Annotated in this window: 20 protein-coding genes and 1 pseudogene; 18 read left to right on the top strand and 3 right to left on the bottom strand. The window is 63.8% G+C overall.

The genetic code is table 11. The annotated features are described in order from the left end of the window. Positions 1-4: 4 nt before the first annotated feature. The 16 genes and pseudogenes from QJT78_RS18645 to QJT78_RS18570 all read left to right on the top strand — a co-directional run bounded on the left by QJT78_RS18645 (position 5) and on the right by QJT78_RS18570 (position 16,950). Positions 5-1,144, top strand: a complete 1,140-nt coding sequence (locus tag QJT78_RS18645; protein ID WP_028149602.1) for a zinc-binding dehydrogenase — start codon at positions 5-7, stop codon at positions 1,142-1,144. A gap of 110 nt (positions 1,145-1,254) precedes the next feature. Continuing rightward, positions 1,255-2,236: pseudogene (locus tag QJT78_RS18640) on the top strand (MBL fold metallo-hydrolase). 190 nt (positions 2,237-2,426) lie between these two features. After that, the gene (locus tag QJT78_RS18635; protein WP_028149601.1) at positions 2,427-2,978 is read left to right on the top strand and encodes an NAD(P)H-dependent oxidoreductase; all 552 of its coding nucleotides are present in this window, start codon (positions 2,427-2,429) and stop codon (positions 2,976-2,978) included. Positions 2,979-3,178: 200 nt separating this feature from the next. Next, positions 3,179-3,496 carry a septum formation initiator family protein gene (locus QJT78_RS18630; RefSeq protein ID WP_028149600.1) on the top strand — a complete coding sequence of 106 codons (318 nt, stop codon included), beginning with the start codon at positions 3,179-3,181 and terminating at the stop codon, positions 3,494-3,496. A 216-nt stretch (positions 3,497-3,712) separates the two neighbouring features. Next, positions 3,713-4,672: a GAF domain-containing protein gene (locus QJT78_RS18625; RefSeq protein ID WP_038943065.1), complete on the top strand. Its 960-nt coding sequence runs from the start codon at positions 3,713-3,715 to the stop codon at positions 4,670-4,672. Between the two features lie 156 nt (positions 4,673-4,828). Continuing rightward, the gene (gene adh, locus QJT78_RS18620) at positions 4,829-6,346 is read left to right on the top strand and encodes an aldehyde dehydrogenase (RefSeq protein ID WP_028149598.1); all 1,518 of its coding nucleotides are present in this window, start codon (positions 4,829-4,831) and stop codon (positions 6,344-6,346) included. A 206-nt stretch (positions 6,347-6,552) separates the two neighbouring features. Beyond that, positions 6,553-7,905 (top strand): glycerophosphodiester phosphodiesterase family protein, encoded by a 1,353-nt coding sequence (locus QJT78_RS18615; RefSeq protein ID WP_038975827.1) that lies wholly within the window; start codon positions 6,553-6,555, stop codon positions 7,903-7,905. A 254-nt stretch (positions 7,906-8,159) separates the two neighbouring features. Further along, on the top strand, positions 8,160-9,182 hold the full coding sequence (pdhA, locus tag QJT78_RS18610) for a pyruvate dehydrogenase (acetyl-transferring) E1 component subunit alpha (protein WP_014495012.1): 1,023 nt from the start codon (positions 8,160-8,162) through the stop codon (positions 9,180-9,182). A 29-nt stretch (positions 9,183-9,211) separates the two neighbouring features. Then, positions 9,212-10,612, top strand: coding sequence for a pyruvate dehydrogenase complex E1 component subunit beta (locus QJT78_RS18605; protein ID WP_028149596.1), 1,401 nt, complete (start codon positions 9,212-9,214; stop codon positions 10,610-10,612). A 3-nt stretch (positions 10,613-10,615) separates the two neighbouring features. Beyond that, positions 10,616-10,918: a DUF5076 domain-containing protein gene (locus QJT78_RS18600; RefSeq protein WP_028149595.1), complete on the top strand. Its 303-nt coding sequence runs from the start codon at positions 10,616-10,618 to the stop codon at positions 10,916-10,918. 2 nt (positions 10,919-10,920) lie between these two features. Continuing rightward, entirely contained in the window at positions 10,921-11,373 is a 453-nt protein-coding gene (locus tag QJT78_RS18595) for a nucleoside deaminase (protein ID WP_028149594.1), read from the top strand. Positions 11,374-11,430: 57 nt separating this feature from the next. Then, positions 11,431-12,786: a pyruvate dehydrogenase complex dihydrolipoamide acetyltransferase gene (locus QJT78_RS18590; RefSeq protein WP_028149593.1), complete on the top strand. Its 1,356-nt coding sequence runs from the start codon at positions 11,431-11,433 to the stop codon at positions 12,784-12,786. An 8-nt stretch (positions 12,787-12,794) separates the two neighbouring features. Continuing rightward, on the top strand, positions 12,795-13,028 hold the full coding sequence (locus QJT78_RS18585; protein ID WP_028149592.1) for a hypothetical protein: 234 nt from the start codon (positions 12,795-12,797) through the stop codon (positions 13,026-13,028). A gap of 17 nt (positions 13,029-13,045) precedes the next feature. Then, positions 13,046-14,467: a dihydrolipoyl dehydrogenase gene (gene lpdA / locus QJT78_RS18580; protein WP_038943067.1), complete on the top strand. Its 1,422-nt coding sequence runs from the start codon at positions 13,046-13,048 to the stop codon at positions 14,465-14,467. Positions 14,468-14,609: 142 nt separating this feature from the next. Beyond that, on the top strand, positions 14,610-15,851 hold the full coding sequence (locus tag QJT78_RS18575) for a threonine synthase (protein WP_028149590.1): 1,242 nt from the start codon (positions 14,610-14,612) through the stop codon (positions 15,849-15,851). Positions 15,852-15,978: 127 nt separating this feature from the next. Next, on the top strand, positions 15,979-16,950 hold the full coding sequence (locus QJT78_RS18570) for a tripartite tricarboxylate transporter substrate binding protein BugD (RefSeq protein ID WP_028149589.1): 972 nt from the start codon (positions 15,979-15,981) through the stop codon (positions 16,948-16,950). 62 nt (positions 16,951-17,012) lie between these two features. Here QJT78_RS18570 and QJT78_RS18565 read toward each other — a convergent pair whose 3' ends face one another. The 3 genes from QJT78_RS18565 to QJT78_RS18555 all read right to left on the bottom strand — a co-directional run bounded on the left by QJT78_RS18565 (position 17,013) and on the right by QJT78_RS18555 (position 20,586). Beyond that, the gene (locus tag QJT78_RS18565; RefSeq protein ID WP_028149588.1) at positions 17,013-17,399 is read right to left on the bottom strand and encodes a response regulator; all 387 of its coding nucleotides are present in this window, start codon (positions 17,397-17,399) and stop codon (positions 17,013-17,015) included. 86 nt (positions 17,400-17,485) lie between these two features. Next, positions 17,486-18,163: a response regulator transcription factor gene (locus QJT78_RS18560; protein ID WP_028149587.1), complete on the bottom strand. Its 678-nt coding sequence runs from the start codon at positions 18,161-18,163 to the stop codon at positions 17,486-17,488. Beyond that, positions 18,160-20,586: a PAS domain S-box protein gene (locus QJT78_RS18555; protein ID WP_038953108.1), complete on the bottom strand. Its 2,427-nt coding sequence runs from the start codon at positions 20,584-20,586 to the stop codon at positions 18,160-18,162. Before QJT78_RS18555 ends, QJT78_RS18560 begins: the two co-directional genes overlap by 4 nt. A 701-nt stretch (positions 20,587-21,287) precedes the next feature. On the opposite strand from QJT78_RS18555, the gene QJT78_RS18550 reads away from it, so the two are divergent. Beyond that, complete coding sequence (locus QJT78_RS18550; RefSeq protein WP_014495024.1) at positions 21,288-21,686, top strand: hypothetical protein; 399 nt, start codon at positions 21,288-21,290, stop codon at positions 21,684-21,686. Then, entirely contained in the window at positions 21,683-21,871 is a 189-nt protein-coding gene (locus tag QJT78_RS18545; protein WP_155257808.1) for a hypothetical protein, read from the top strand. The genes QJT78_RS18550 and QJT78_RS18545 overlap by 4 nt, the downstream gene beginning before the upstream one ends. Positions 21,872-22,052: the final 181 nt, after the last annotated feature.

Below are 22,052 nucleotides of genomic sequence, written 5' to 3'. Positions count from 1 at the left end.
CGACATGAGCGACGGCAAGACCGGACTGCAACTGCGTTCGCTGATCAAGACCAGCGGAGAGCTCGAAATCGCGCTCGTCGACGTGCCGACCCCCGAGCCCGCCGCGGACGAGGTCGTCGTCCGCGTCGAGGCGGCGCCGATCAACCCGTCCGACCTCGGCCTCCTCGTCGGCGCGGCCGATATGAGCACGGCGAAGGCGTCCGGCAGCAAGGACGCTCCTGTCATCACCGCGAAGGTGCCGGAGGGCGCGATGCGGGCGATGGCCGGCCGGCTCGACGAGTCCATGCCGGTTGGTAACGAAGGCGCGGGCGTCGTCATCAAGACCGGCTCGTCCGATGCCGCGAAGGCATTGATGGGCAAGACCGTCGCCATGATCGGCGGCGCGATGTACGCGCAGTACCGCACGCTGAAAGTGCGCGAGTGCCTGCCGCTGCCGGCTGGCACCACCCCGGCGGAAGGCGCCTCCTGCTTCGTCAATCCGCTGACCGCGCTCGGCATGACAGAGACCATGCGGCGCGAGGGGCACAAGGCGCTGGTGCACACCGCGGCCGCCTCCAATCTCGGCCAGATGCTGAACAGGATCTGCATCAAGGACGGCATTCCGTTGGTCAACATCGTGCGCAGCAAGGAGCAGGCCGACATCCTGCACAAGATCGGCGCCAAATACGTCGTCGATTCCACCGCACCGAGCTTCCTCGGCGATCTCACCAATGCGCTGGTCGAGACCGGCGCCACCATCGCCTTCGATGCCATCGGCGGCGGCAAGCTGGCCGGCGACATCCTCAACTGCATGGAAGCCGCGATCAACAAGACCGCCAAGGAATACAGCCGCTACGGCTCCAACGTGCACAAGCAGGTCTACGTCTACGGCGCGCTCGACATCCGCCCGATCGAGCTGCCCCGCGGCTTCGGCATGGCCTGGGGCGTCGGCGGCTGGCTGCTGTTTCCGTTCCTGATGAAGATCGGGCAGGCGGACGGAGCCAGGCTGCGCCAGCGCGTCGTCGACGAATTGAAGACGACCTTCGCCAGCCACTACACCAAGGTGGTGTCGCTTCAGGAGGCGCTCGATCCCGCCAACATCGCAGTCTACGCCAAACGGGCCACCGGCGAAAAATTCCTCATCAACCCGAATAAATCTTCGTGATGTGCCGCGGCACACCATCCAAAGAAGGACTTGCCTTCTGAGCGAAGCGGGGGAACATTCGCGCCGCAATTGAAAGCGGGGCAACCGCAAGCATAGAAGGGGACACTTCCATGACTGATCTGAATCGCCGCGACCTGCTCGCGGGCGCGGCCGCTATTGGCGCGGCGTCCGTAACCGGACTTGGAGCGACCACTGCCAGTGCCTCGGTGCCGCCAAGCGGGGCGCAGGCGCCGGGCTTCTATCGCTACAAGGTCGGCAGCTACGAGTGCACCTCGATCAACGACGGCGCGCGCACCTTCCCGATGCCGGACAAGTTCGTGGTCAACCTGCCGAAGGAGGAAGCGCTGGCCGCAGGTGAGGCGGCGTACATGCCGAAGGGCATGGTCACGGTGCCGTTCAATCCGCAGCTCATCAACACCGGCTCGAAGCTGGTCCTGATCGACACCGGCAACGGCGTTGCCAATCTCGAGCCGAGCAAGGGCGCGGTCGGCCGGACGCTGCAGAACCTCGCCGCTGCCGGCGTCGACCCGAAGAACATCGACGTCGTGCTGCTGTCGCATCTCCATCCTGATCACACCAACGGCATTCGTCTCGCCGACGGCGCGCTCGCGTTCCCGAATGCGGAGATCATGGTGCCGGCGAAGGATTGGGAGTTCTGGGCGAGCGACGAGAACGCGGCCAAGGCTCCGAACGACATGACGAAGAACTACTTCGCCAACGTGAAGAAGACCTTTGCCGGCCTCGAATCCAAGGTCACGAAATACGAGTGGGGCAAGGAGGTCGCCCCGGGCATCACCTCGATCGCGACGCCCGGCCATACGCCGGGTCATACCTCGTTCGCGGTAGCCTCTGGCGACAAGAAGGTGCTGATCCAGTCTGACGTCACCAACATTCCGGAGTTCTTCCTGCGCAATCCGGATTGGCATGTGGCGTTCGACAACGACGCCGCGCTGGCGCAGGCCACCCGCCACAAATTCTATGACATGGCGGCGGCCGAGAAGGCGACCGTGATCGGTTTCCACTTCACCTTCCCATCGGTGGGGCATGTCGAGAAGGACGGCGCTCCCGTCGGCCTGGAATCCGACGATCTGAACCGGGCCAGGGGTTTGCGAGAAACATCAGGCCGCCTTCGGGCGGCCTGATTGTTTTTGGATCGTAGCGACCATCTGCTTTCGAGAAACTCAGCGTTTCCAAACAGGACCGGTTCATGCACTTGCATCCATCGACCCGGATCGCTTAAGTGCCGCCCCGGAACTTCCGCTCAAGCCCCCAAGGACAATCCATGGCCTACAACATCGTCGTGATCGCCGGCAGCCTGCGCAAGGACAGCTTTTCGCTGAAGATCGCCAATGCGATCGCAAAGCTCGCGCCGGCCTCGCTCAAGCTCGAGGTCGTCACGCTGGCAGGCATCTCGTTCTTTAACCAGGACCTCGAGGGCGCGCCGCCAGCGGACTGGCTGGCCTTCCGCGAGAAGCTGCAAAAGTCGGACGGCGTCATCTTCGTCACCCCCGAATACAACCGCGCCATCCCGGGTGTGCTCAAGAACGCCATCGACGTCGCTTCGCGCCCCTATGGCAAGAGCTCGTTCAACGGCAAGCCGGTCGGCATCATCTCGAACTCGCCGGGCCCGCTCGGTGGCGTCAGCGCCGCCAAGACGCTGCAGAACATCCTGCCGGGCATTGCCGGCCCGATCCTGCAGCAGCCGGAGATCTATCTGAACGCGGTCGGCGATGCCTTCGATGCGGAGGGGAACCTGACCAAGGAATCTCTGAAGCCCGTCCTCCAGGCCTATATCGACGCGTTTGCTGCGCACGTGGCCAAACACCACGGCTGAGGTCTTTCTTCGTCATGGCCGGGCAAAAGCGCGAAGCGCGTCTTCGCGCTAGATGTCCCGGCCATCCACTTCTTGGCTCGTGGTGACGAAGAACGTGGATGCCCGGCACAAGGCCGGGCATGACGGCTGGGGGTAGCGATTGGAACGCGAAGGGGGAAGCGATTAGCACTCCCTTAACCAACCTGCCGCATCTTCCCAGGATGGTCTCCCGCGCGCGCCTGAAATCGATCCTGACCGGCCTTGCCCTCTATGCGATGGCGGCCGCTATCGTCGGCTATTTCGGCGTCAACGCCTACACCGGCAAATACGGTCTCAACGCCCGCCAGGAACTCGACCAGGAGATCATCGCGCTGACGAGCGAGCTCGCCCAGCTCAAGCGCGAGCGCGCGAAGAGCGAGCAGCGCGTGTCGCTGCTGCGGACGTCGCGGATCGATCCTGACATGCTGGACGAGCGGGCGCGCTATCAGCTCGACTATGTCAATCCGCACGATCTCGTTCGGATGATCCCGGCGAAGTAGCGCTTTCCGCAGCATTCGAAACCGGCATCGAAAGCCGCTGCCGAAATCCGACGACCGTGTAGCAATTCTACCGAAAGTCTTAGGCTTGGAACCGGGCTGCCGCCTTGACGGCAACGCAGCAACGGCCCCATGGCTTCTGCCGCCGTCGGCCTGAGTTGACGCAGATCAACCGGGCCGTGCCGGCGCAGCCTAGACTGCCACCCGGAGGAAACAGTGATGAATGGGCCAATGTCCCGGCATCACGCGGCCCGCGTCGAGGCCGCCATTGCGTCGGGCCAGGCCGCGCGCTCTGCGCTGGTGGCCTCATGGCGCCGTTCGTCCCGATTGCATCATCTCGATCCCGCCGGCCGCAGCGCGCCGATGCGGCTGAGTGATGTCGAGTTGCGGCAGGCGCGCGAGCGCGTCGGGCCGCTGCTCGCCGCCGCGCGAGGCGCGATGGACAGGCTCTATCAGGCGGTCGGCGCGAGCGGCTGCTGCGTGCTGCTGGCCGACGGTGCGGGCGTGCCGGTCGACCGCCGCGGCACGGCGGTGGACGATGCGACGTTCCAAGCCTGGGGCCTGTGGACCGGCGCGCTCTGGAGCGAGGAGCATGAAGGCACCAACGGCATCGGCACCTGCGTCGTCGAGCAGCGCCCGCTGACGATCGACCGCGACCAGCATTTCTTCACCCGCAACACGCTTCTGAGCTGCACCGCCGTTCCAATCTACGACCACGAGGCGGCGTTTGCGGGCGTGCTCGATGTCTCCTCCTGCCGCGCCGACCGGACCGATGCGTTTTCCAATCTGATCGCGCTCGCGGCAGGTGAGGCGGCGAGGCGAATCGAGGCTGATCTGTTTCGCCGCGCCTTCGCCCATGCCCGCATCGTGCTGACGCAAGGCGCCGACGGCCAGGCCGGCGGCCTCGTCGCGGTCGATGCGGATGATCTCGTGATCGGCGCGACCCGGTCCGCGCGGGTGGGATTAGGTGTTGCGCCCGGTCGTCCCTTGCAGCCGGTGCCCGCGGCTGACCTCCTCGGCGGCGAACCCGCGCATGACCAGCTTGCGGGCGGCCAGCGCGCGGTGTTGCAGCGGGCGCTGCTGCGCGCGGGCGGCAATGTTTCGGCCGCCGCCAAGGCGCTCGGCGTCAGTCGCGCCACGCTGCACAGGAAGCTCAAGCGGTTCGAGCTGAAGCACTGAGGGCGCTTGCCTCGCCCATGACTGTCGCAGAACTGCGACAGGTTACCCCGGACATCGCTCCCGCCCGGGCTGACAGGAAAACGCTCCCGCGACATCGTCGGCGCAAGTCGTGAACACGCGACGAATTGCGCAAACAGCAAACATCGGGAGTGATCAATGAACAAGGTGGAATTCCTCGGCGTCACCCAGGTTCCCTTCGCCGAACGCTATGACAATTTCATCGGCGGCAAATTCGTCGCGCCAATCTCCGGCAAGTACTTTGACAACGCCTCGCCGGTGAACGGCCAGATCGTCTGCAAGATCGCGCGTTCCGATGCGCAGGACGTCGATGCCGCCCTCGATGCGGCGCACGCCGCCAAGGGCGCCTGGGGACGCACCAGCGTCGCCGAGCGCGCCGCGATCCTGAACCGGATCGCCGACCGGATGGAAGAGAATCTGGAGCGTCTTGCGATTGCCGAGACCTGGGACAACGGCAAGCCGATCCGCGAGACCCGCGCCGCCGACCTGCCACTCGCGATCGATCATTTCCGCTATTTCGCCGGCGTGGTGCGCGCACAGGAAGGCTCGATCGGCGAGATCGACCACGACACCATCGCCTATCATTTCCACGAGCCGCTCGGCGTGGTCGGCCAGATCATCCCCTGGAACTTCCCGCTGCTGATGGCGTGCTGGAAGCTCGCGCCGGCGCTCGCCGCCGGTAATTGCGTCGTGCTCAAGCCGGCCGAGCAGACCCCGGCCTCGATCATGGTCTGGGCCGAGATCATCGGCGATCTCCTGCCGCCCGGCGTCCTCAACATCGTCAATGGCTTTGGCCTCGAAGCCGGCAAGCCGCTCGCGTCCAGCCCGCGGATCGCGAAAATCGCCTTCACCGGCGAGACCTCCACGGGCCGGCTGATCATGCAATATGCCAGCCAGAACCTGATCCCGGTCACGCTCGAGCTCGGCGGCAAGTCGCCGAACATCTTCTTCAACGACGTCACCGCCGAGGACGACGACTTCTTCGACAAGGCGATCGAAGGTTTTGTGATGTTCGCGCTGAACCAGGGCGAGGTCTGCACCTGTCCGAGCCGGGCGATTGTCCACGCCGACATCTACGACCGCTTCATGGAGCGGGCGCTGAAGCGCGTCGCCGCGATCAAGCAGGGCGATCCGCGTGCGGCCGACACCATGATCGGCGCGCAGGCATCCAGCGAGCAGCTCGCCAAGATCCTCTCCTATATCGACATCGGCAAGCAGGAGGGCGCCAAGGTGCTGGCCGGCGGCGGCCGTGCCGAGCTCGGCGGCGATCTGTCCGGCGGCTTCTACGTCCAGCCGACGGTGTTCGAGGGCCACAACAAGATGCGAATCTTCCAGGAGGAGATCTTTGGTCCCGTCGTCTCGGTCACAACCTTCAAGACCGATGACGAAGCGCTCGCGATCGCCAACGACACGCTCTACGGCTTGGGAGCCGGCGTCTGGAGTCGCGATGCCAACCGCTGCTACCGCTTCGGCCGGGCCATCCAGGCCGGCCGGGTCTGGACCAACTGCTACCATGCCTATCCTGCGCATGCCGCGTTCGGCGGCTACAAGCAGTCGGGCGTCGGTCGCGAGACCCACAAGATGATGCTCGATCACTACCAGCAGACCAAGAATCTCCTGGTCAGCTACAGCCCGAAGAAGCTTGGCTTCTTCTGATCGGGCTAGATCCGATCGGGCAAGATCTGATGGGGTAGGAGAGGGTGGCGCAACTTTGCGCTGCCCTCTCCGTCGTCATCCGTCTGTCAGAGTCTTGAGACAATACGACAGCGCCGACCGTATCCGGTTCGGCGCCCGCGGCATTCGAAGCGATGCCGGGCAAAGACGGAGGCTTGGTGATGCGGAACAGTCGTTCAGGACGGACAATGAGTGTCGCAGCGATGCTGCTCGGCGCGGCAGTGCTGCCGCTGTCGATGGCCTTTGCACAGTCCGGCCCGGCGCCGGCCAGCGCCAAGCCCTTCCTGACCGTCGATGGAAAGGCGCCACTGGTCCTTGGCCATCGCGGCTTGCCGGGCCTGGTACCTGAAGAGACCGAGGCGTCGTACGACCTCGCCGCGGCGCTCGGGACCGATGCACTCGAAGAGGATTTGCACCTGACCAAGGATTGCGTTCTGGTCGTGCGTCATAACCCCTGGCTGAGCGACAACACCAACATTGCCGAGGTGGCGAAGACCAATGCGGCCGTCGCCGCCCGCAAGCGCACCGTGCCCGGTGTGCGCGTCAAGGCCCCGTCGGCCACCGGCGTGCCTGCCGACTACCTGACGGATCTCAGCGACCCGGCCGATCCCAAGTCGGTGCTGAAGTCGCTGATCGTGGACGGCGAGGATCATACCAACGATTGGTCGATCAGCGACTTCACCATGGCCGAGCTGAAGCAATGGATCGGCGGCACCACCTATGACGCGGCCAACGAGCGGCCGAAAGTCTTCAACGGCAAGCTCTCGATCATCAGCTTCCAGGACGTCATCGACATCGCCAAGGTCAAGAGCAAGGAGACCGGGCGGTCCAGCCTCGTCTATCCCGAAACCAAGAACCCGACCTGGAACAATGCCCAGGCGATCGCCAATGGCTGCGGCGCGGCCGGCAGCCGTCCGCTCGAGGATGCCTTGATCAAGATCATCAGGGATAACAGCCTCAATACCAAGGACGCTCCCATCCTGGTCCAGAGCTTCGAACCCGGCAGCCTGAAATATATGCGCAGCCACGGCCTCCAGACGCGGCAGGTCCAACTCGTCGACGGCAACGGAATCGACTTCAAAACCGGCAAGGTTCTCCTCAACAACATCACGAATTCGCGCCCGTTCGACTGGACGGTTGCGGGCGATGCGCGCTTGTACGATGCGATGCTGACGCCCGAGGGGCTTGCCGAGATCAAGACCTATGCCGAGGGCATCGGTCCGTGGAAGGCATATATCGTTCCGCTCAAGATCGCGCCGTGGAAGGACGCAAATGCCGACGGCACGCCCTACAAGGGATCGACGCCGGAGGCTTCGACGCAGGACGCGACCAGCCTTGTCGCGGACGCGCACAAGCTCGGTCTTTTCGTCCATGTCTTCACGTTTCGGAACGAGAAGAAATATCTTGCTGCCGACTATCGCGGCGACCCGAGCCTTGAATATCTCAAATTCTACCGGCTCGGCGTCGATGGGGTCTTCAGCGACTTCACGCATACCGGCGTTGCCGTCCGCGCCGCGTATTTACGCGAGTTGGGCTGGTAAGGCCGGCACGGCGAATCGGACGCGCGTGGGATTTCGGATACAAAACAGCGCGTCCGATTTCTTTGCGTTGGCTGCTCACGTTCCCTTCGCTGACCGGTGAGCTAAAGTTGCCCGATCGGCGCCAAAGGTTTTGCAAAGTTTCGGCCACGTTGCAGTGCGGCATAATGAAAGTCGAGCCATGCCGCCGCGGTCCTTTCCAAGGGCGTTTGACTTGGGTTAGAGAGGGCTGAAGTTTTCTCTGACCCGGAATTCCCATGGCCGCACCCAAGAAAGCCGCCGCAAGCACTCCACAGGACAAGACCGACGGCGGTTCGCCCCCGGAATTCACCAGAGAGCAGGAGCTCAAAGCGCTCCGCGACATGCTCCTGATCCGGCGGTTCGAGGAAAAGGCCGGCCAGCTCTACGGCATGGGCGCGATCGGCGGCTTCTGCCACCTCTATATCGGCCAGGAGGCCGTGGTGGTCGGCATGCAGATGGCCCTCAAGCAGGGCGATCAGGTCATCACCGGCTATCGCGACCACGGTCATATGCTTGCCACCGGCATGGAGGCCAACGGCGTCATGGCCGAGCTCACCGGCCGGCGCGGCGGCTATTCCAAGGGCAAGGGCGGCTCCATGCACATGTTCAGCAAGGAGAAGCACTTCTACGGCGGCCACGGCATCGTCGGCGCCCAGGTCTCGCTCGGCACGGGTCTGGCCTTCGCCAACCATTATCGTGGTAACGACAATGTCAGCGTCACCTATTTCGGCGACGGCGCGGCCAACCAGGGCCAGGTCTATGAGAGCTTCAACATGGCGGAGCTCTGGAAGCTGCCGGTGATCTACGTCATCGAGAACAACCGCTACGCCATGGGCACCGCGGTGTCGCGCGCTTCGGCACAGCAGGATTTCTCCAAGCGCGGCGCGTCCTTCAACATCCCCGGCATGCAGGTCGACGGCATGGATGTCCGCGCCGTGAAGGCCGCGGGCGAGGAGGCGGCGGCCTGGTGCCGTGCCGGCAAGGGCCCCTTCATCCTGGAGATGCAGACCTACCGCTATCGCGGCCACTCGATGTCCGACCCCGCCAAGTACAGAACGCGCGAAGAGGTCGAAAAAGTCCGCCACGACCAGGACCCGATCGAGCAGGTGCGCAACCGCCTGCTCGCGGCCAAGGTGAGCGAGGCCGATCTCAAGGCGATCGACGCCGAGGTCCGCGACATCGTCAATGCGTCCGCCGACTTCGCCCAGCATGATCCCGAGCCGGATGCCGCCGAGCTCTGGACCGACATTTATCGCTGAACGCGCGCAAGCTTTCTCTTGGAGTCGATATGCCAATTCAAGTGCTGATGCCCGCGTTGTCGCCCACGATGGAGAAGGGCAACCTTGCCAAGTGGCTGAAGAAAGAGGGCGAGACGATCAAGTCGGGCGACGTCATCGCCGAGATCGAGACCGACAAGGCGACCATGGAGGTCGAGGCGACCGATGAAGGTACGCTCGGCAAGATCCTGATCCCCGAGGGCACCGCCGACGTTGCCGTGAACACGCCGATCGCGACCATTCTCGCCGATGGCGAGACGGCCGCCGATCTCGCCAAGGCGCCGGCCGCGCCCGCGCCGAGCGTCGCGCAGGAAGTCGCCGAATCCCGCTCGCCGGTCGGCGAAGGCAAGCCGATGATCTCGGCGCCCAAGGCCGCGCCTGCACCCCAGGCCGTCGCCGAACCCGATCCCGAAGTGCCCGCCGGCACCGAGATGGTAACGCAGACCATCCGCGAAGCGCTGCGCGACGCGATGGCCGAAGAGATGCGCCGCGACGCCGACGTCTTCGTGATGGGCGAAGAGGTCGCCGAATACCAGGGCGCCTACAAGGTGACGCAGGGCCTGCTCCAGGAGTTCGGCGCCAGGCGCGTGATCGACACGCCGATCACCGAACACGGCTTTGCCGGCATCGGCGTCGGCGCTGCCATGACCGGGCTGAAGCCGATCGTCGAGTTCATGACCTTCAACTTCGCCATGCAGGCGATCGACCAGATCATCAACTCAGCGGCGAAGACGCTCTACATGTCCGGCGGCCAGATGGGCTGCTCGATCGTGTTCCGCGGCCCGAACGGCGCCGCCGCGCGCGTCGCCGCCCAGCACAGCCAGGACTACTCGTCCTGGTATTCCAACGTCCCGGGTCTCAAGGTGGTCGCGCCGTTCTCCGCAGCGGACTACAAGGGCCTGCTCAAGGCTGCGATCCGCGACCCCAATCCGGTGATCTTCCTCGAGAACGAGGTGCTCTACGGCCATACCGGCGAAGTGCCGAAGCTCGATGACTTCGTCATCCCGATCGGCAAGGCGCGCATCGTGCGTTCGGGCAGCCATGTCACCATCATCTCCTGGTCGAACGGCATGACCTATGCGCTGAAGGCCGCCGACGAACTCGCCAAGGACGGTATCGAGGCCGAGGTGATCGACCTGCGCACGCTGCGGCCGATGGACACCGAGACCATCGTCAACTCGGTCAAGAAGACCGGTCGTGCGGTCACGGTGGAAGAGGGCTGGGCGCAGAGCGGCGTCGGCGCCGAGATCGCCGCGCGCATCATGGAGAACGCCTTCGACTATCTGGATGCGCCGGTCGCGCGCGTCTCCGGCAAGGACGTCCCGATGCCCTATGCCGCGAACCTGGAGAAGCTCGCGCTGCCGTCGGCAGCCGAAGTGGTCGAGGCCGCCAAAGCCGTCTGCTACAGGTAGATCATGGCGGGCCCGAAGGAGCAGCCATTGCCACCCGACGTCCTCGCCCGCGACGATGCGGTCGAGATCCTGCGCGTATTCGTGCTGGACGGCGGGCTGTCGATGGCGTTCCAGCGCGCCTTCGAGGAGCCCGACATGTGGGGCCTCCTGCTCGTCGATCTCGCCCGTCACGCCGCGCGCGCCTATGCGCGCGAGAGCGAATATACCGAGGAGGACGCGCTGAGCCGGATCCTCGAGATGTTCCAGGCGGAGATTGAACGGCCGACCGATACGGGCACGACGACACCGCGCGGGAAGGGGCACTGATCGTGGCGATCGAAGCCCGTCATTTCGATTTCATGCTGGAGGCGATCCGCGAGGCGGAGGCCTCGATCGCGCAGGGCGGCCTGCCGATCGGCGCCGTGCTGACGCGCGGCAATGAGATCATCGCCCGCGGCCACAATAACCGCGTGCAGGAAAAGAACGTCATCCTCCACGGCGAGATGAGCTGCCTGCGCGAAGCCGGCGTGATCTCGTTCCACGACACCGTCATGTACACCACGCTGTCGCCATGCTCGATGTGCGCCGGCGCACTCGCTCTGTTCAAGGTGAAGCTGGTGGTGATCGGGGAATCCGTCACCTTCCCGGGCTCCAAGGACATCCTCGACAAGTTCGACATCCCCTGGATCGACCTTGCCGACGACCGCTCCATCACCATGATGAAGAATTGGCGTTCCATCCCTGCCAACGAGCGCCTGTGGCAGGGCGACATCGGCAACTAAACCTGGTCGTCTTCGCTGTCGGAGACGACGTATTGCAAAGTTCTTCTTGAGGTCAGCATGCCCATCAACATCCTGATGCCCGCTCTCTCGCCGACAATGGAGAAGGGCAACCTCGCCAAATGGCTGAAGAAGGAAGGCGACAAGGTCAAATCCGGCGATGTCATCGCCGAGATCGAGACCGACAAGGCGACCATGGAGGTCGAGGCGATCGACGAAGGCACGATCGCCAAGATCCTCGTGCCCGAGGGCACGCAGGACGTCCCGGTCAACGACGTGATCGCCGTGCTCGCCGGCGAGGGCGAGGACGTGAAGGCGGCTGGTGCCGCCAAGCCCACTGCTTCGGCCGCACCTCCGAAAGCTGCTGAAGCGCCCGCCGCCGCGCCGGCTCCCGCAGCTATGCCTGCCGCACCCAAGGCTGCGCCGTCGCCTGCCGCTGCACCGGCGCCGCAGGCCGCTGCTCCAGCCGCGCAGAGCAACGGCCATGGCGGCCGCGTGTTCTCATCGCCGCTCGCGCGCCGTCTCGCCAAGGATGCAGGCATCGACGTGTCGATGGTGACGGGCACCGGCCCGCACGGCCGCGTGGTGGCGCGTGACGTCGAGCAGGCCAAGTCCGGCAAGGGCCTGAAGGCGCCTGCCGCTGCGCCGTCGGGGGCGCCCTCGATCGCGCCGACCATGTCGGACAAGCAGATCCTGTCGCTGTTCGAGCCCGGCTCCTACGAGATCGTCCCGCACGACGGCATGCGCCGCACGATCGCGCAGCGCCTGACCGCATCGATCCAGAACGTCCCGCACTTCTACCTCACCATCGACTGCGACATCGGCAAGCTGCTCGCCGCGCGCGAGGAGATCAATGCGGCTGCTCCCAAGGACAAGGAGAAGAAGCCGCTCTACAAGATCTCGGTCAACGACTTCGTCATCAAGGCGATGGCCGTTGCGCTCCAGAGAATCCCGAACTGCAATGTGAGCTGGACCGAAAGCGGCATGGTCAAGCACCACCATTCCGACGTCGGTGTCGCCGTGGCGATGCCCGGCGGCCTGATCACGCCGATCATCCGCAAGGCAGAGACCAAGACGCTCTCCACCATCTCCAACGAGATGAAGGATTTTGCCGCGCGCGCCCGCTCGCGCAAGCTGAAGCCCGAGGAATACCAGGGCGGCACCACCGCGGTCTCCAACCTTGGCATGTTCGGTATCAGCCACTTCACCGCCGTGATCAATCCGCCGCATGCGACGATCCTCGCGGTCGGCACCAGCGAGGAGCGGCCCGTCGTCCGTGGCGGCAAGATCGAGATTGCGCACATGATGAGCGTGACCTTGTCCTGTGATCACCGCGCCATCGACGGCGCGCTTGGCGCCGAGCTGATCGGCGCGTTCAAGCAGCTGATCGAAAATCCCGTCATGATGATGGTCTGAGATGGCGCATGACGACGCGCTGGCCCGGGATCTCGATGCTGGTCTCGCTGATCCTCACGCTCAGCCCGCTCGGCCGCGACATCGTTGACTCCGCCTTCTTCGCCGGCGAGGCGCTGTCGCGCAACATCTGGGCGCCGATCGCGCTCACAATCTTCGCCGTCATGGCGGCCGCCATTCTCTCGGAATGGCTGATCAGAAGCTACATCCGCAATCGCCGCGCCCGCGGCGCAACGACCGCTTGAGTTGAACGGGAGCCGCCATGGCCGATACATCCTTCGACGTCATCATCATCGGCTCCGGCCCCGGCGGCTATGTCACCGCGATCCGAGCCGCCCAGCTTGGCTTCAAGGTTGCGATCGTCGAGAAATCCTATCTCGGCGGCATCTGCCTGAACTGGGGCTGCATTCCAACCAAGGCGCTGCTGCGCTCCGCCGAGATCTACCACTACATGCAGCACGCCAAGGATTACGGCCTGTCGGCGGAGAAGGTCTCGTTCGACCCGAAGGCGGTGGTGCAGCGTTCGCGCGGCGTCTCGAAGCGGCTGAACGACGGCGTCGGTTTCCTGATGAAGAAGAACAAGGTCAGCGTGATCTGGGGCGCGGCCTCGATCGACGCGCCCGGCAAGGTCACCGTGAAGAAGTCCGACGTCGAGGGCCCCAAGGGTGCGCTGGGCGAGGGGAGCTACCAAGCCAAGCACATCATCATTGCGACCGGGGCGCGGCCGCGCGTGCTGCCGGGGCTCGAGCCCGACAAGAAGCTGATCTGGACCTATTTCGAGGCGATGGTCCCGGAGAAGATGCCGAAATCGCTGCTGGTCGTCGGCTCCGGCGCGATCGGCATCGAGTTCGCCTCGTTCTTCCACACCATGGGCTCCGACGTCACCGTGGTCGAGGTGCTGCCGCAGATCCTGCCCGTCGAGGACGCCGAGATCGCCGGCCTTGCGCGCAAGCGGCTGGAGAAGCAGGGCATCAAGATCATGTCCTCGACCAAGGTCACGAAGCTGGAGAAGAAGGCCGACAGCGTCGTCGCCACCATCGACGACGGCAAGGGGAAGCCCGTCACCACCGAGTTCGAGCGCGTGATCTCGGCGGTCGGCGTCGTCGGCAATATCGAGGATCTCGGCCTGGAAAAGCTCGGCGTGAAGACCGACCGCGGCTGTATCGTGATCGACGGCTACGGCAAGACCAACGTCCCCGGCATCTACGCCATCGGCGACGTCGCCGGTCCGCCGATGTTGGCGCACAAGGCCGAGCATGAAGGCGTGATCTGCGTCGAGGCCATCAAGGGCCTGCATCCGCATCCCATCGACAAGAACCTGATCCCGGGCTGCACCTATTGCCAGCCGCAGGTCGCCTCCGTCGGCCTCACCGAAGCCAAGGCCAAGGAAAGCGGCCGGGAGATCCGCGTCGGCCGTTTCCCGTTCGTCGGCAACGGCAAGGCGATTGCGCTCGGCGAAGACCAGGGCCTGGTCAAGGTGATCTTCGACAAGAAGACCGGCCAGCTCCTCGGGGCCCACATGGTCGGTGCTGAAGTCACCGAGCTGATCCAGGGCTACGTCGTCGCGATGAACCTGGAGACGACCGAAGAAGAGCTGATGCACACGGTGTTCCCGCATCCGACCCTGTCGGAGATGATGAAGGAAGCCGTGCTTGATGCGTATGGAAGGGTGTTGAATATTTGATGGGCGCCATTGCCGCCCGCCGCCGTCATTGCGCGCGCAGCGAAGCAATCCAGACGGTGTCTGCGGAAAGATTCTGGATTGCTTCGCTTCGCTCGCAATGACGAGCAGAGAGACGTTTGTAAAATAAGAAGGAAACCAACCCATGCACGATAACGACAATCTCACCATCGAACGCCCGACCTTCGTCACGCACCTGGAATGCGCGATGGAGGGCGATCATTACGCCGCCGACCAGGTCCACAATCTCTCCAAGGCCGGCAAGCCGCTTTTGGTGCGCTACGACCTCGCGGGCGTGAAGAAGGCGCTGACCAAGGATGCGCTTGCCCAGCGTCCCGGCGACATGTGGCGCTACCGCGAGCTCTTGCCTGTGCGCAAATGCAAGGACATCGTCTCGCTCGGCGAGGTCACGACGCCGCTGATCCGGCTGCCGAAGCTTGGCGCCAAGCTTGGCGGCGGCGAGATCATCGTCAAGGACGAGGGACGCCTGCCGACCGGCTCGTTCAAGGCGCGCGGCCTCGTGATGGCGGTGTCGATGGGCAAGGCGCTCGGCATCAAGCACATGGCGATGCCGACCAACGGCAATGCCGGCGCGGCGCTCGCGGCTTATGCCACGTCGTGCGGTATCAAGACCACGATCTTCTGCCCGGCCGACACGCCCGAGGTGAACGTCAGCGAGATCGAGCTTCAGGGTGCGACCGTCTATCGCGTCAACGGCTATATCGACGATTGCGGCAAGATCGTCGGCGAAGGCAAGGCAAAAGTCGGCTGGTTCGATACGTCCACGCTCAAGGAGCCGTACCGCATCGAGGGCAAGAAGACGATGGGCCTGGAGCTCGCCGAGCAGCTCGGCTGGGACGTGCCCGACGTGATCTTCTATCCGACCGGCGGCGGCACCGGCCTGATCGGCATGTGGAAGGCCTTCGACGAGCTGGAGAAGATCGGGTTCATCGGCTCCAAGCGCCCGCGCATGGTCGCGGTGCAGGCGTCGGGTTGCGCGCCGATGGTGCGGGCCTATGACGCCGGCACCGAGCACGCGACGCGCTGGGAGGACGCCCGCACGATTGCGTCGGGCATCCGCGTGCCGCAGGCGATCGGCGACTTCCTGATCCTGCGCGCCGTGCGCGAGAGCAAGGGTTTCGCCATTGCGGTCGACGACGACAAGATCTCGGCGGCGCTGAACGAAGTCGCACGCGAGGAGGGGCTGTTGCTCTGTCCCGAGGGTGCCGCGACCTACGCCGCCTACAAGGACAGCCTTGCCGACGGCCGCGTCAGCAAGACCGACCGCGTGATGCTGTTCAACTGCGCGACCGGCTTGAAATACCCGCTGCCGCCGGTGACCCGCACGCTCGATCGCCACAAGCCGATCGACTACACGCAGTTCTAGGCACGACCAGACCGCCGGAGCGCGATGATCGCGCTCTGGCGCGTCATTTCGTCTCTTCACGACCGATCCCTCTTCCCGTACGCGGGAGGGCGCAAAAAACAACAAAGACATCGCTGGGGAGAAGACAATGAAGAAAGCCATCTGGGCCGGGCTGCTCGGTATTCTCGCTGTGACCGGCGCCGCGCGCGCCGACGACTATCCCTCGCATCCCATCACCGTTATCGTTCCCTTCGCCGCCGGAGGCCCGTCGGACGCGATGGCGCGCGTGCTCGCCGAGCGCATGCGGGTGACGCTCGGCCAGCCGCTGGTGATCGAGAATGTCACCGGCGCGGGCGGCTCGATCGGCGTCGGGCGCGCCGTGCAATCGGCGCCGGACGGCTACACCATCTCCTTCGGTCATCTCGGCACCCATGTTGCCAACGGCGCCGTCTACAAGCTCAAATACGACCTCGTCGCGGATCTCGAGCCGGTGGTGCTGCTGCCGAGCAATCCGATGATCGTGGTGAGCAAGAACGCGGTGCCCGCGACTTCGCTGAAGGAGCTCATCGAGTGGCTGAAGTCGCGGCCGTCGCCGCCGACCGCCGGCACCGCCGGCGCGGGCTCCGGCAGCCATATCGCCGGTGTCTATTTCGAGAGCGTCAGCGGCATCAAGCTGCAATATGTGCCGTATCGCGGCACGGCGCCCGCGCTGAACGATCTCATCGCCGGCCAGATTGACGTCATCATCGATCAGACCTCCAACTCCATCAACCAGGTCCGCGCCGGCACGATCCGCGCCTATGCCATTACCGACGACAAGCGGCTCTCGTCGGCGCCGGACATTCCGACGGCCGCCGAGGCGGGGCTGAAAGGCTTCAACATGACGTTGTGGTCGGGCCTTTGGGTGCCGAAGGGCACGCCGAAGGAGATCGTTACCAAGCTCAATGCGGCCGCCGTGGAAGCGCTGAACGATCCCCCCGTGAAGAAGCAGCTCGAGAGCCAGGGCCTTGAGATGACGCCCAAGGATCAGCTCACGCCCGAAGCGCTCGGTGCCCGCCAGAAGGCGGAAATCGCCAAATGGTGGCCAATTATCAAGGCCGCTAACATCAAGGTGGATTGAGGCGGCTTGCCTCTTCGGATCCGGCCACAACGTCAAGTCGCCGCACCCGTGGCGGCGCGGCGTTACGTCTTGGCTTCGCTGTGCTTCGACAGGGCCTTCTCCAGGCAATTGATCAGAGCCGGCGTTGAAAACGGTTTCGCGAGAAAGCAGATGGCGCCAGCTTTCAGCGCGCGGTCGCGCACGGCATCGTCGGGAAAGGCGGTCATGAAGATGAACGGCGTCCGGTGACCAAGGCCGCGCATATGCATCAGGAGATCAACCCCGCCCATGACCGACATCTGCACATCCGCGATCACGCAGGACGTCGTCTTCAGTTCGGCCGACTGGAGAAATTCGAGAGCGGAGCCAAAGATGCAGACGGTATATCCCCGCGACGTCAGGAGATTGTTCGTCGCGAGGCGGACTGATGGATCATCGTCAATGATGGAAATGACCGAGAGGACTGACAAGATGATCGCTCCTGATCGGGGAGCCGCCGATCATGGTACAGCACCCACCGGAGGTTGGGCCCTCGGGGCGAGCTTGAAAAGCATACTTAGGTTTGCACTTTTCCCCCCGGGCGTGGGATTCCGAGCGTCTCGGTCATTCTGACGAGATCGGCCAATGACTTCGCGCCCATCTTCCGCATGATCTGCCCGCGATAGATCTTGACGGTAATCTCAGCCAATCCGAGCTCGGCAGCGACTTGCTTGTTCATCAGGCCGGACGCAACCAGGGCGAGAATGTCCCGTTGACGCGCCGTCAGGCCTTCAAAGCGAGCGCGCACGCTTGATACCGACTTCTCGGCATCGCGCCGCCTGCGATCGCGTTCGATCGCAGCCTGGACTGCATCCAGCATGTCCTGGTCGCGCACCGGCTTGGTCAGAAAATCGATGGCGCCACTCTTCATGGCCCTGACGGTCATCGGGATATCGCCATGACCGGTGATGAAGATGATGGGCGTGCGAATGTCGGCCTTCACGAGGTCCGCCTGGAGGTCGAAGCCGCTCGAGCCGGGCAGGCGGATGTCGAGCACGAGGCAACTGGGGACCACCGGCGGCTTGGCTTCCAAGACCTCCGCCGCCGAGCCGAAGGCCTCCACCCTGAGGCCGACCGATTGGAAGAGATTGGTGAGCGCCCGCCGCATCGACGGATCGTCATCGACGATCAGGACGATCGGATCATCGGCCCCCGCTTGTGCGTGCACCTGTGTTGGCTTGGCCTGGTCAGTCACGACGCGGCCTCTTGTGGGAAGGGCAGGGCAATCTGGAATGTTGCACCGCTCCCATCATTTTGAAATGCCGACAGCCGGCCCGCGTGAGCCTCGATGATCGATCGGCAGATCGACAGTCCCATCCCCAGGCCGCTCGACTTTGTGGTGAAGAACGGCATGAACATGCGGTCGGTCACGTCGCTGTCAAGGCCGACACCGCGATCTGTCACGGTAAGGAGCAGGTGCCCGTCGCCGTCCTGACTGGAGCGAATCGCCAGCTCGCGCGGGAGCTGGACATTGGCTTGCATGGCTTCGATCCCGTTCATGACGAGGTTGATCAGCACCTGCTGGAGCTGGATCCGATCGCCGCAAATGTTGGGCAGGCCGGACGACAACTCCATCCGCACCGACACGGCATGGGTGGCGAGCTCGCGCCGCACGAGAGCCATCACCTCCCTCACGACCTGATTGATGTCGACTGGGACCATCTCGATCTCGGTCTTTTTCGCGAGCGCCCGGATCCGGCGGATCACCTCGCTGGCCCGATTGGCGTCCTCGACGATCCATTCCACCGAACGGCGCGCAGCGTCGAGATCGGCCGGGTCGCGGCCGAGCCAGCCGATGCAGGCGTCGGCATTGGAAATGACGGCGGCGAGAGGCTGGTTGATTTCGTGGGCAATCGAGGCGGTGAGCTCGCCGAGCGTCGTGATGCGCGTGACATGAGCGAGCTCGGCTTGCGCTTTGCGCAGGGCATCTTCGGCCTGCTCGGTGCGGATCGCCGCCGTCACGTCGCTGCTGACGCCCCTGTAGCCGAGGAAGTTACCGTTCTCGTCATGGAAGGGCTTGCCGCTGGTGCGCACGTAAATCGGAGATCCGTTGCGATCCTTGCTGCGGTAAACCAGGTCGCGGAACGGAAGGTGGGCATCGAGCGCCGCGCGATGCTGCTCCCATTTCTCGGGCTCGAACTCGGCATCGGGCGGAATGTCCCAACGGGTCAGCCCGATCAAGCCCGTCGGCACCGGACTGGCCGTATCGGCGTGTTCCGATATCCGTGTGATGCGGTGATCCGGCCCGGTCTCCCAAAACCAGTCCGATGCGGTTTCGGCATAGTCGCGGAATCGTTGCTCCGATTGCTTGAGCTCGTCAAAGGCCTTTTGCAGGGCTTCTTTTGCGACGAACTGCTCGGTGACGTCCACGTGCGTGCCGATGATTTCCATCACATCGCCATCGCCGCCTTTCACGGGATGTCCCTCCGTATGGACACGTCTTATCGAGCCGTCCGGACGCGCAATCCGAAAGTCGATTTGGAAGGGCTCCCCCTGGTGGATTGCGCGACGTTCCACATCGGCAATTCGTCGAAAGTCATCGGCGAGGATCCGTTGCTGGAAAGCCCGCGCCGGGATATCGATCTGGTCCGGCTCAAATCCGAACAGGCGGTAGAGTTCAGCCGATCGATAGGCAAACTCCTGACGACGCACGTCCCAGGCCCAGCTGCTCGTATGGCTGAGGCGTTGGGCCTCGGCCAGATAGGCCTCACTGCGGCGCAGCCTCTGTTCTGTCTCCTTTGCAATCGTGACATCGGTGACAGCGCCGGCGAACGCGATGCGCCCGGATTCATGTCTCACCGCGCGTGCCACGGAATGGAGATATTTGATGGATCCATCCGGCATCAACAGGCGATATTCATGGTCGAAATCCTCCGCTTCGCGGAAGGCTCGATCAAGGGTCTTGCGGACCGCATCGCGGTCCTCCGGATGGATGCGCTGAAACACGAAGCCCAGGTTCGGCTGCATGGTCGGGTCACATTGGAAAATGCGAAAGGTTTCCCTCGACCAGAAGATCTCGTCGGTCGCGGGGCTCAAGCCAAAGCTGCCGGTGCGGCTTAGTTCCTGAGCCTGGGCGAGGTAGGCCTCGCTCTGCCGCAGCGCATCCTCCGCTTCTTTGCGCTGGGTGATGTTTTCGCAGGCGACCAGCACGACCGGCGTGCCGTCGCCGCGCAGCATCGCCTTGGCGTTTTCACGGACCCAGAGAACCGAGCCGTCCTTGCGGATCTTGCGAATTTCCCAGGTGTGCGACTGGTCCACGGTTTCCAGGCACAGCCCTACGCATTGACGGACGAAGTCGCGGTCTTCCTCGAAAAAGACGTTCAGTACGGATTGGCCGGTCAACTCGGTCGCCGTGTAACCCAATTGTGCGGCGCCAAACGTGTTCACGTTGAGCACCGTCCCGGCCGGATCGACCATGAAGTACATGACCGGATTGTGCTCGAACACCTCGCGCCACTGCTTCACGGCGTCGCGTAGATCGACGATGTCCTGTCGCGAGTCATCACCGACCGCGGAACTGTCCTTCTCGCCGGTGCCGAAAGATCGAAGCGCCGCGAGGCCGCCGAGCAGCAATTGTGCGGCCGAATTCCCAAATTTCGCGATTTGGCCAGGCATCATCGCGGGCGTCCCGGCTCGCAGGGGTCGAAGCAAGTAGAGCACTTTGCAACCAGGGGAGCAATTCCCTCCGACCAAAGTAGACTCCGCGACGAAACTCGCGGCAGCCGTGCAGCTTGCCGGCCTTGCGCCGTCTCGTTGCGAAGGTGCGGCGAAGGCCCGAAAAACTACGGGACAAACCTACGTATAGCTCGCGCATCCCAAGTCATAGCGCACATTTACCTCCGTACAATTGAGTCGTCCGTTGCATGCGGACTAGTCTTACAACCATCGAAGGGACGCGATGTGCAAGGCCACAAGCCGGCGATTAGCTCGATGTGCTGCTGATAGCTCCGCGTCCATTGCCCGACCTGCCGCACGATTGGCTGGTCGCGATTGAGAGGCCGCATTTCAGTAACGAGCGTGGATGGTCGGGCGTCAGCGTACGCGCGAAGCCACGACCATGAGAGCCGGGAGGAGAGCATGATGTGCGATACGCCTGAACACTCCGAGCGCGGTCCTGCTGTAAAAGCCTGCGCTGTCTGTAGCGGCAAGTTTGGCCTGATCCGATATTATTCCTGGCGAACGCCGCTGTGCTCCAGAAAATGTCTCGATCGCTTCAGGGCGCGCCGCGAACGCGACCGCCGATGGTTGTTTCGATTTCAGGTGGCATGAGGACTAGCCCTTCGATCGGCTCCATTCGGCAATTCTGAACCGGAGGCTGCGTGCTGAACCGTGCTTGCAAGCTCCTCTTGATGATCGCGCTGCCGCTTCCGTTGGTAACGGGAGTAAAGGCCGACGAGCTCGGACAGGATGGTGCACATCGTCATCATCCGCTCCAGGATCAGCTCCTGCACGAGAAGTTCTATTCCAGCTGGCACATGCCCGATAATCCCGTGCTCAGCTGCTGCAACAGCGCGGATTGCTATCCGACCGAGGTGCGATACGTCGACGGCCGGATCTACGCGCGGCGCCGGGAAGACGGGAAGTACATCCTCATTCCATCCCAGAAGGTCGAGCGAAACAGGGACAATCCCGACGGTCGTAACCATCTTTGCGCGCCGCCGCCGTCCGCCTCTCTGGTCGACACGGTCTACTGCTTTGCGTTGGGAGGTGCCACGTGAGATTCATATTGGTGAACGGCAGGACCCCTTTCCGCAAGACATTCTGTCTATGGTGCTGCGAGGAGATCAGCGGCGGCTATCTGCGCGACGCGAAGACGCTGCTGCCCTATTGCGGCTACGAGTGTTACGCGCTCCATCACGACGCGGCGCCGTTGATCGAGAGGCGAGCGCAAGCGGCGTCTTGAGCTGACGGGTGGGCGAGGCGCATGGGCCGATGCAGCTGCTGGCAGGGGAGGACAGGACGTTGAAATTCATGCTAGTACCCGGAATCAGAGCTGAGTGATACGGCGGCCTTTGAAACGGCGTTGACGGACCTTTTTCTTGGTCCAGACGAAGGGCTCGGCTCTGTCGTTGTATGCGTTGACG

This window comes from Bradyrhizobium sp. Mp27, from assembly GCF_029953005.1.
In the GTDB taxonomy this organism is placed as follows: domain Bacteria; phylum Pseudomonadota; class Alphaproteobacteria; order Rhizobiales; family Xanthobacteraceae; genus Bradyrhizobium; species Bradyrhizobium barranii.
The sequence above is the reverse complement of the archived record's forward strand: the minus strand, read 5'-3'. Positions and strand labels throughout refer to the sequence as shown.

Bases quoted from the DNA above. Each gene is read 5' to 3' on its own strand.
- QJT78_RS18645 (WP_028149602.1), top strand. From the start codon at position 5: ATGAGCGACGGCAAGACCGGACTGCAACTGCGTTCGCTGATCAAGACC.
- QJT78_RS18635 (WP_028149601.1), top strand. From the start codon at position 2,427: ATGGCCTACAACATCGTCGTGATCGCCGGCAGCCTGCGCAAGGACAGC.
- QJT78_RS18630 (WP_028149600.1), top strand. From the start codon at position 3,179: ATGGTCTCCCGCGCGCGCCTGAAATCGATCCTGACCGGCCTTGCCCTC.
- QJT78_RS18625 (WP_038943065.1), top strand. From the start codon at position 3,713: ATGAATGGGCCAATGTCCCGGCATCACGCGGCCCGCGTCGAGGCCGCC.
- adh (WP_028149598.1), top strand. From the start codon at position 4,829: ATGAACAAGGTGGAATTCCTCGGCGTCACCCAGGTTCCCTTCGCCGAA.
- QJT78_RS18615 (WP_038975827.1), top strand. From the start codon at position 6,553: ATGAGTGTCGCAGCGATGCTGCTCGGCGCGGCAGTGCTGCCGCTGTCG.
- pdhA (WP_014495012.1), top strand. From the start codon at position 8,160: ATGGCCGCACCCAAGAAAGCCGCCGCAAGCACTCCACAGGACAAGACC.
- QJT78_RS18605 (WP_028149596.1), top strand. From the start codon at position 9,212: ATGCCAATTCAAGTGCTGATGCCCGCGTTGTCGCCCACGATGGAGAAG.
- QJT78_RS18600 (WP_028149595.1), top strand. From the start codon at position 10,616: ATGGCGGGCCCGAAGGAGCAGCCATTGCCACCCGACGTCCTCGCCCGC.
- QJT78_RS18590 (WP_028149593.1), top strand. From the start codon at position 11,431: ATGCCCATCAACATCCTGATGCCCGCTCTCTCGCCGACAATGGAGAAG.
- QJT78_RS18585 (WP_028149592.1), top strand. From the start codon at position 12,795: ATGACGACGCGCTGGCCCGGGATCTCGATGCTGGTCTCGCTGATCCTC.
- lpdA (WP_038943067.1), top strand. From the start codon at position 13,046: ATGGCCGATACATCCTTCGACGTCATCATCATCGGCTCCGGCCCCGGC.
- QJT78_RS18575 (WP_028149590.1), top strand. From the start codon at position 14,610: ATGCACGATAACGACAATCTCACCATCGAACGCCCGACCTTCGTCACG.
- QJT78_RS18570 (WP_028149589.1), top strand. From the start codon at position 15,979: ATGAAGAAAGCCATCTGGGCCGGGCTGCTCGGTATTCTCGCTGTGACC.
- QJT78_RS18555 (WP_038953108.1), bottom strand. From the start codon at position 20,586: ATGATGCCTGGCCAAATCGCGAAATTTGGGAATTCGGCCGCACAATTG.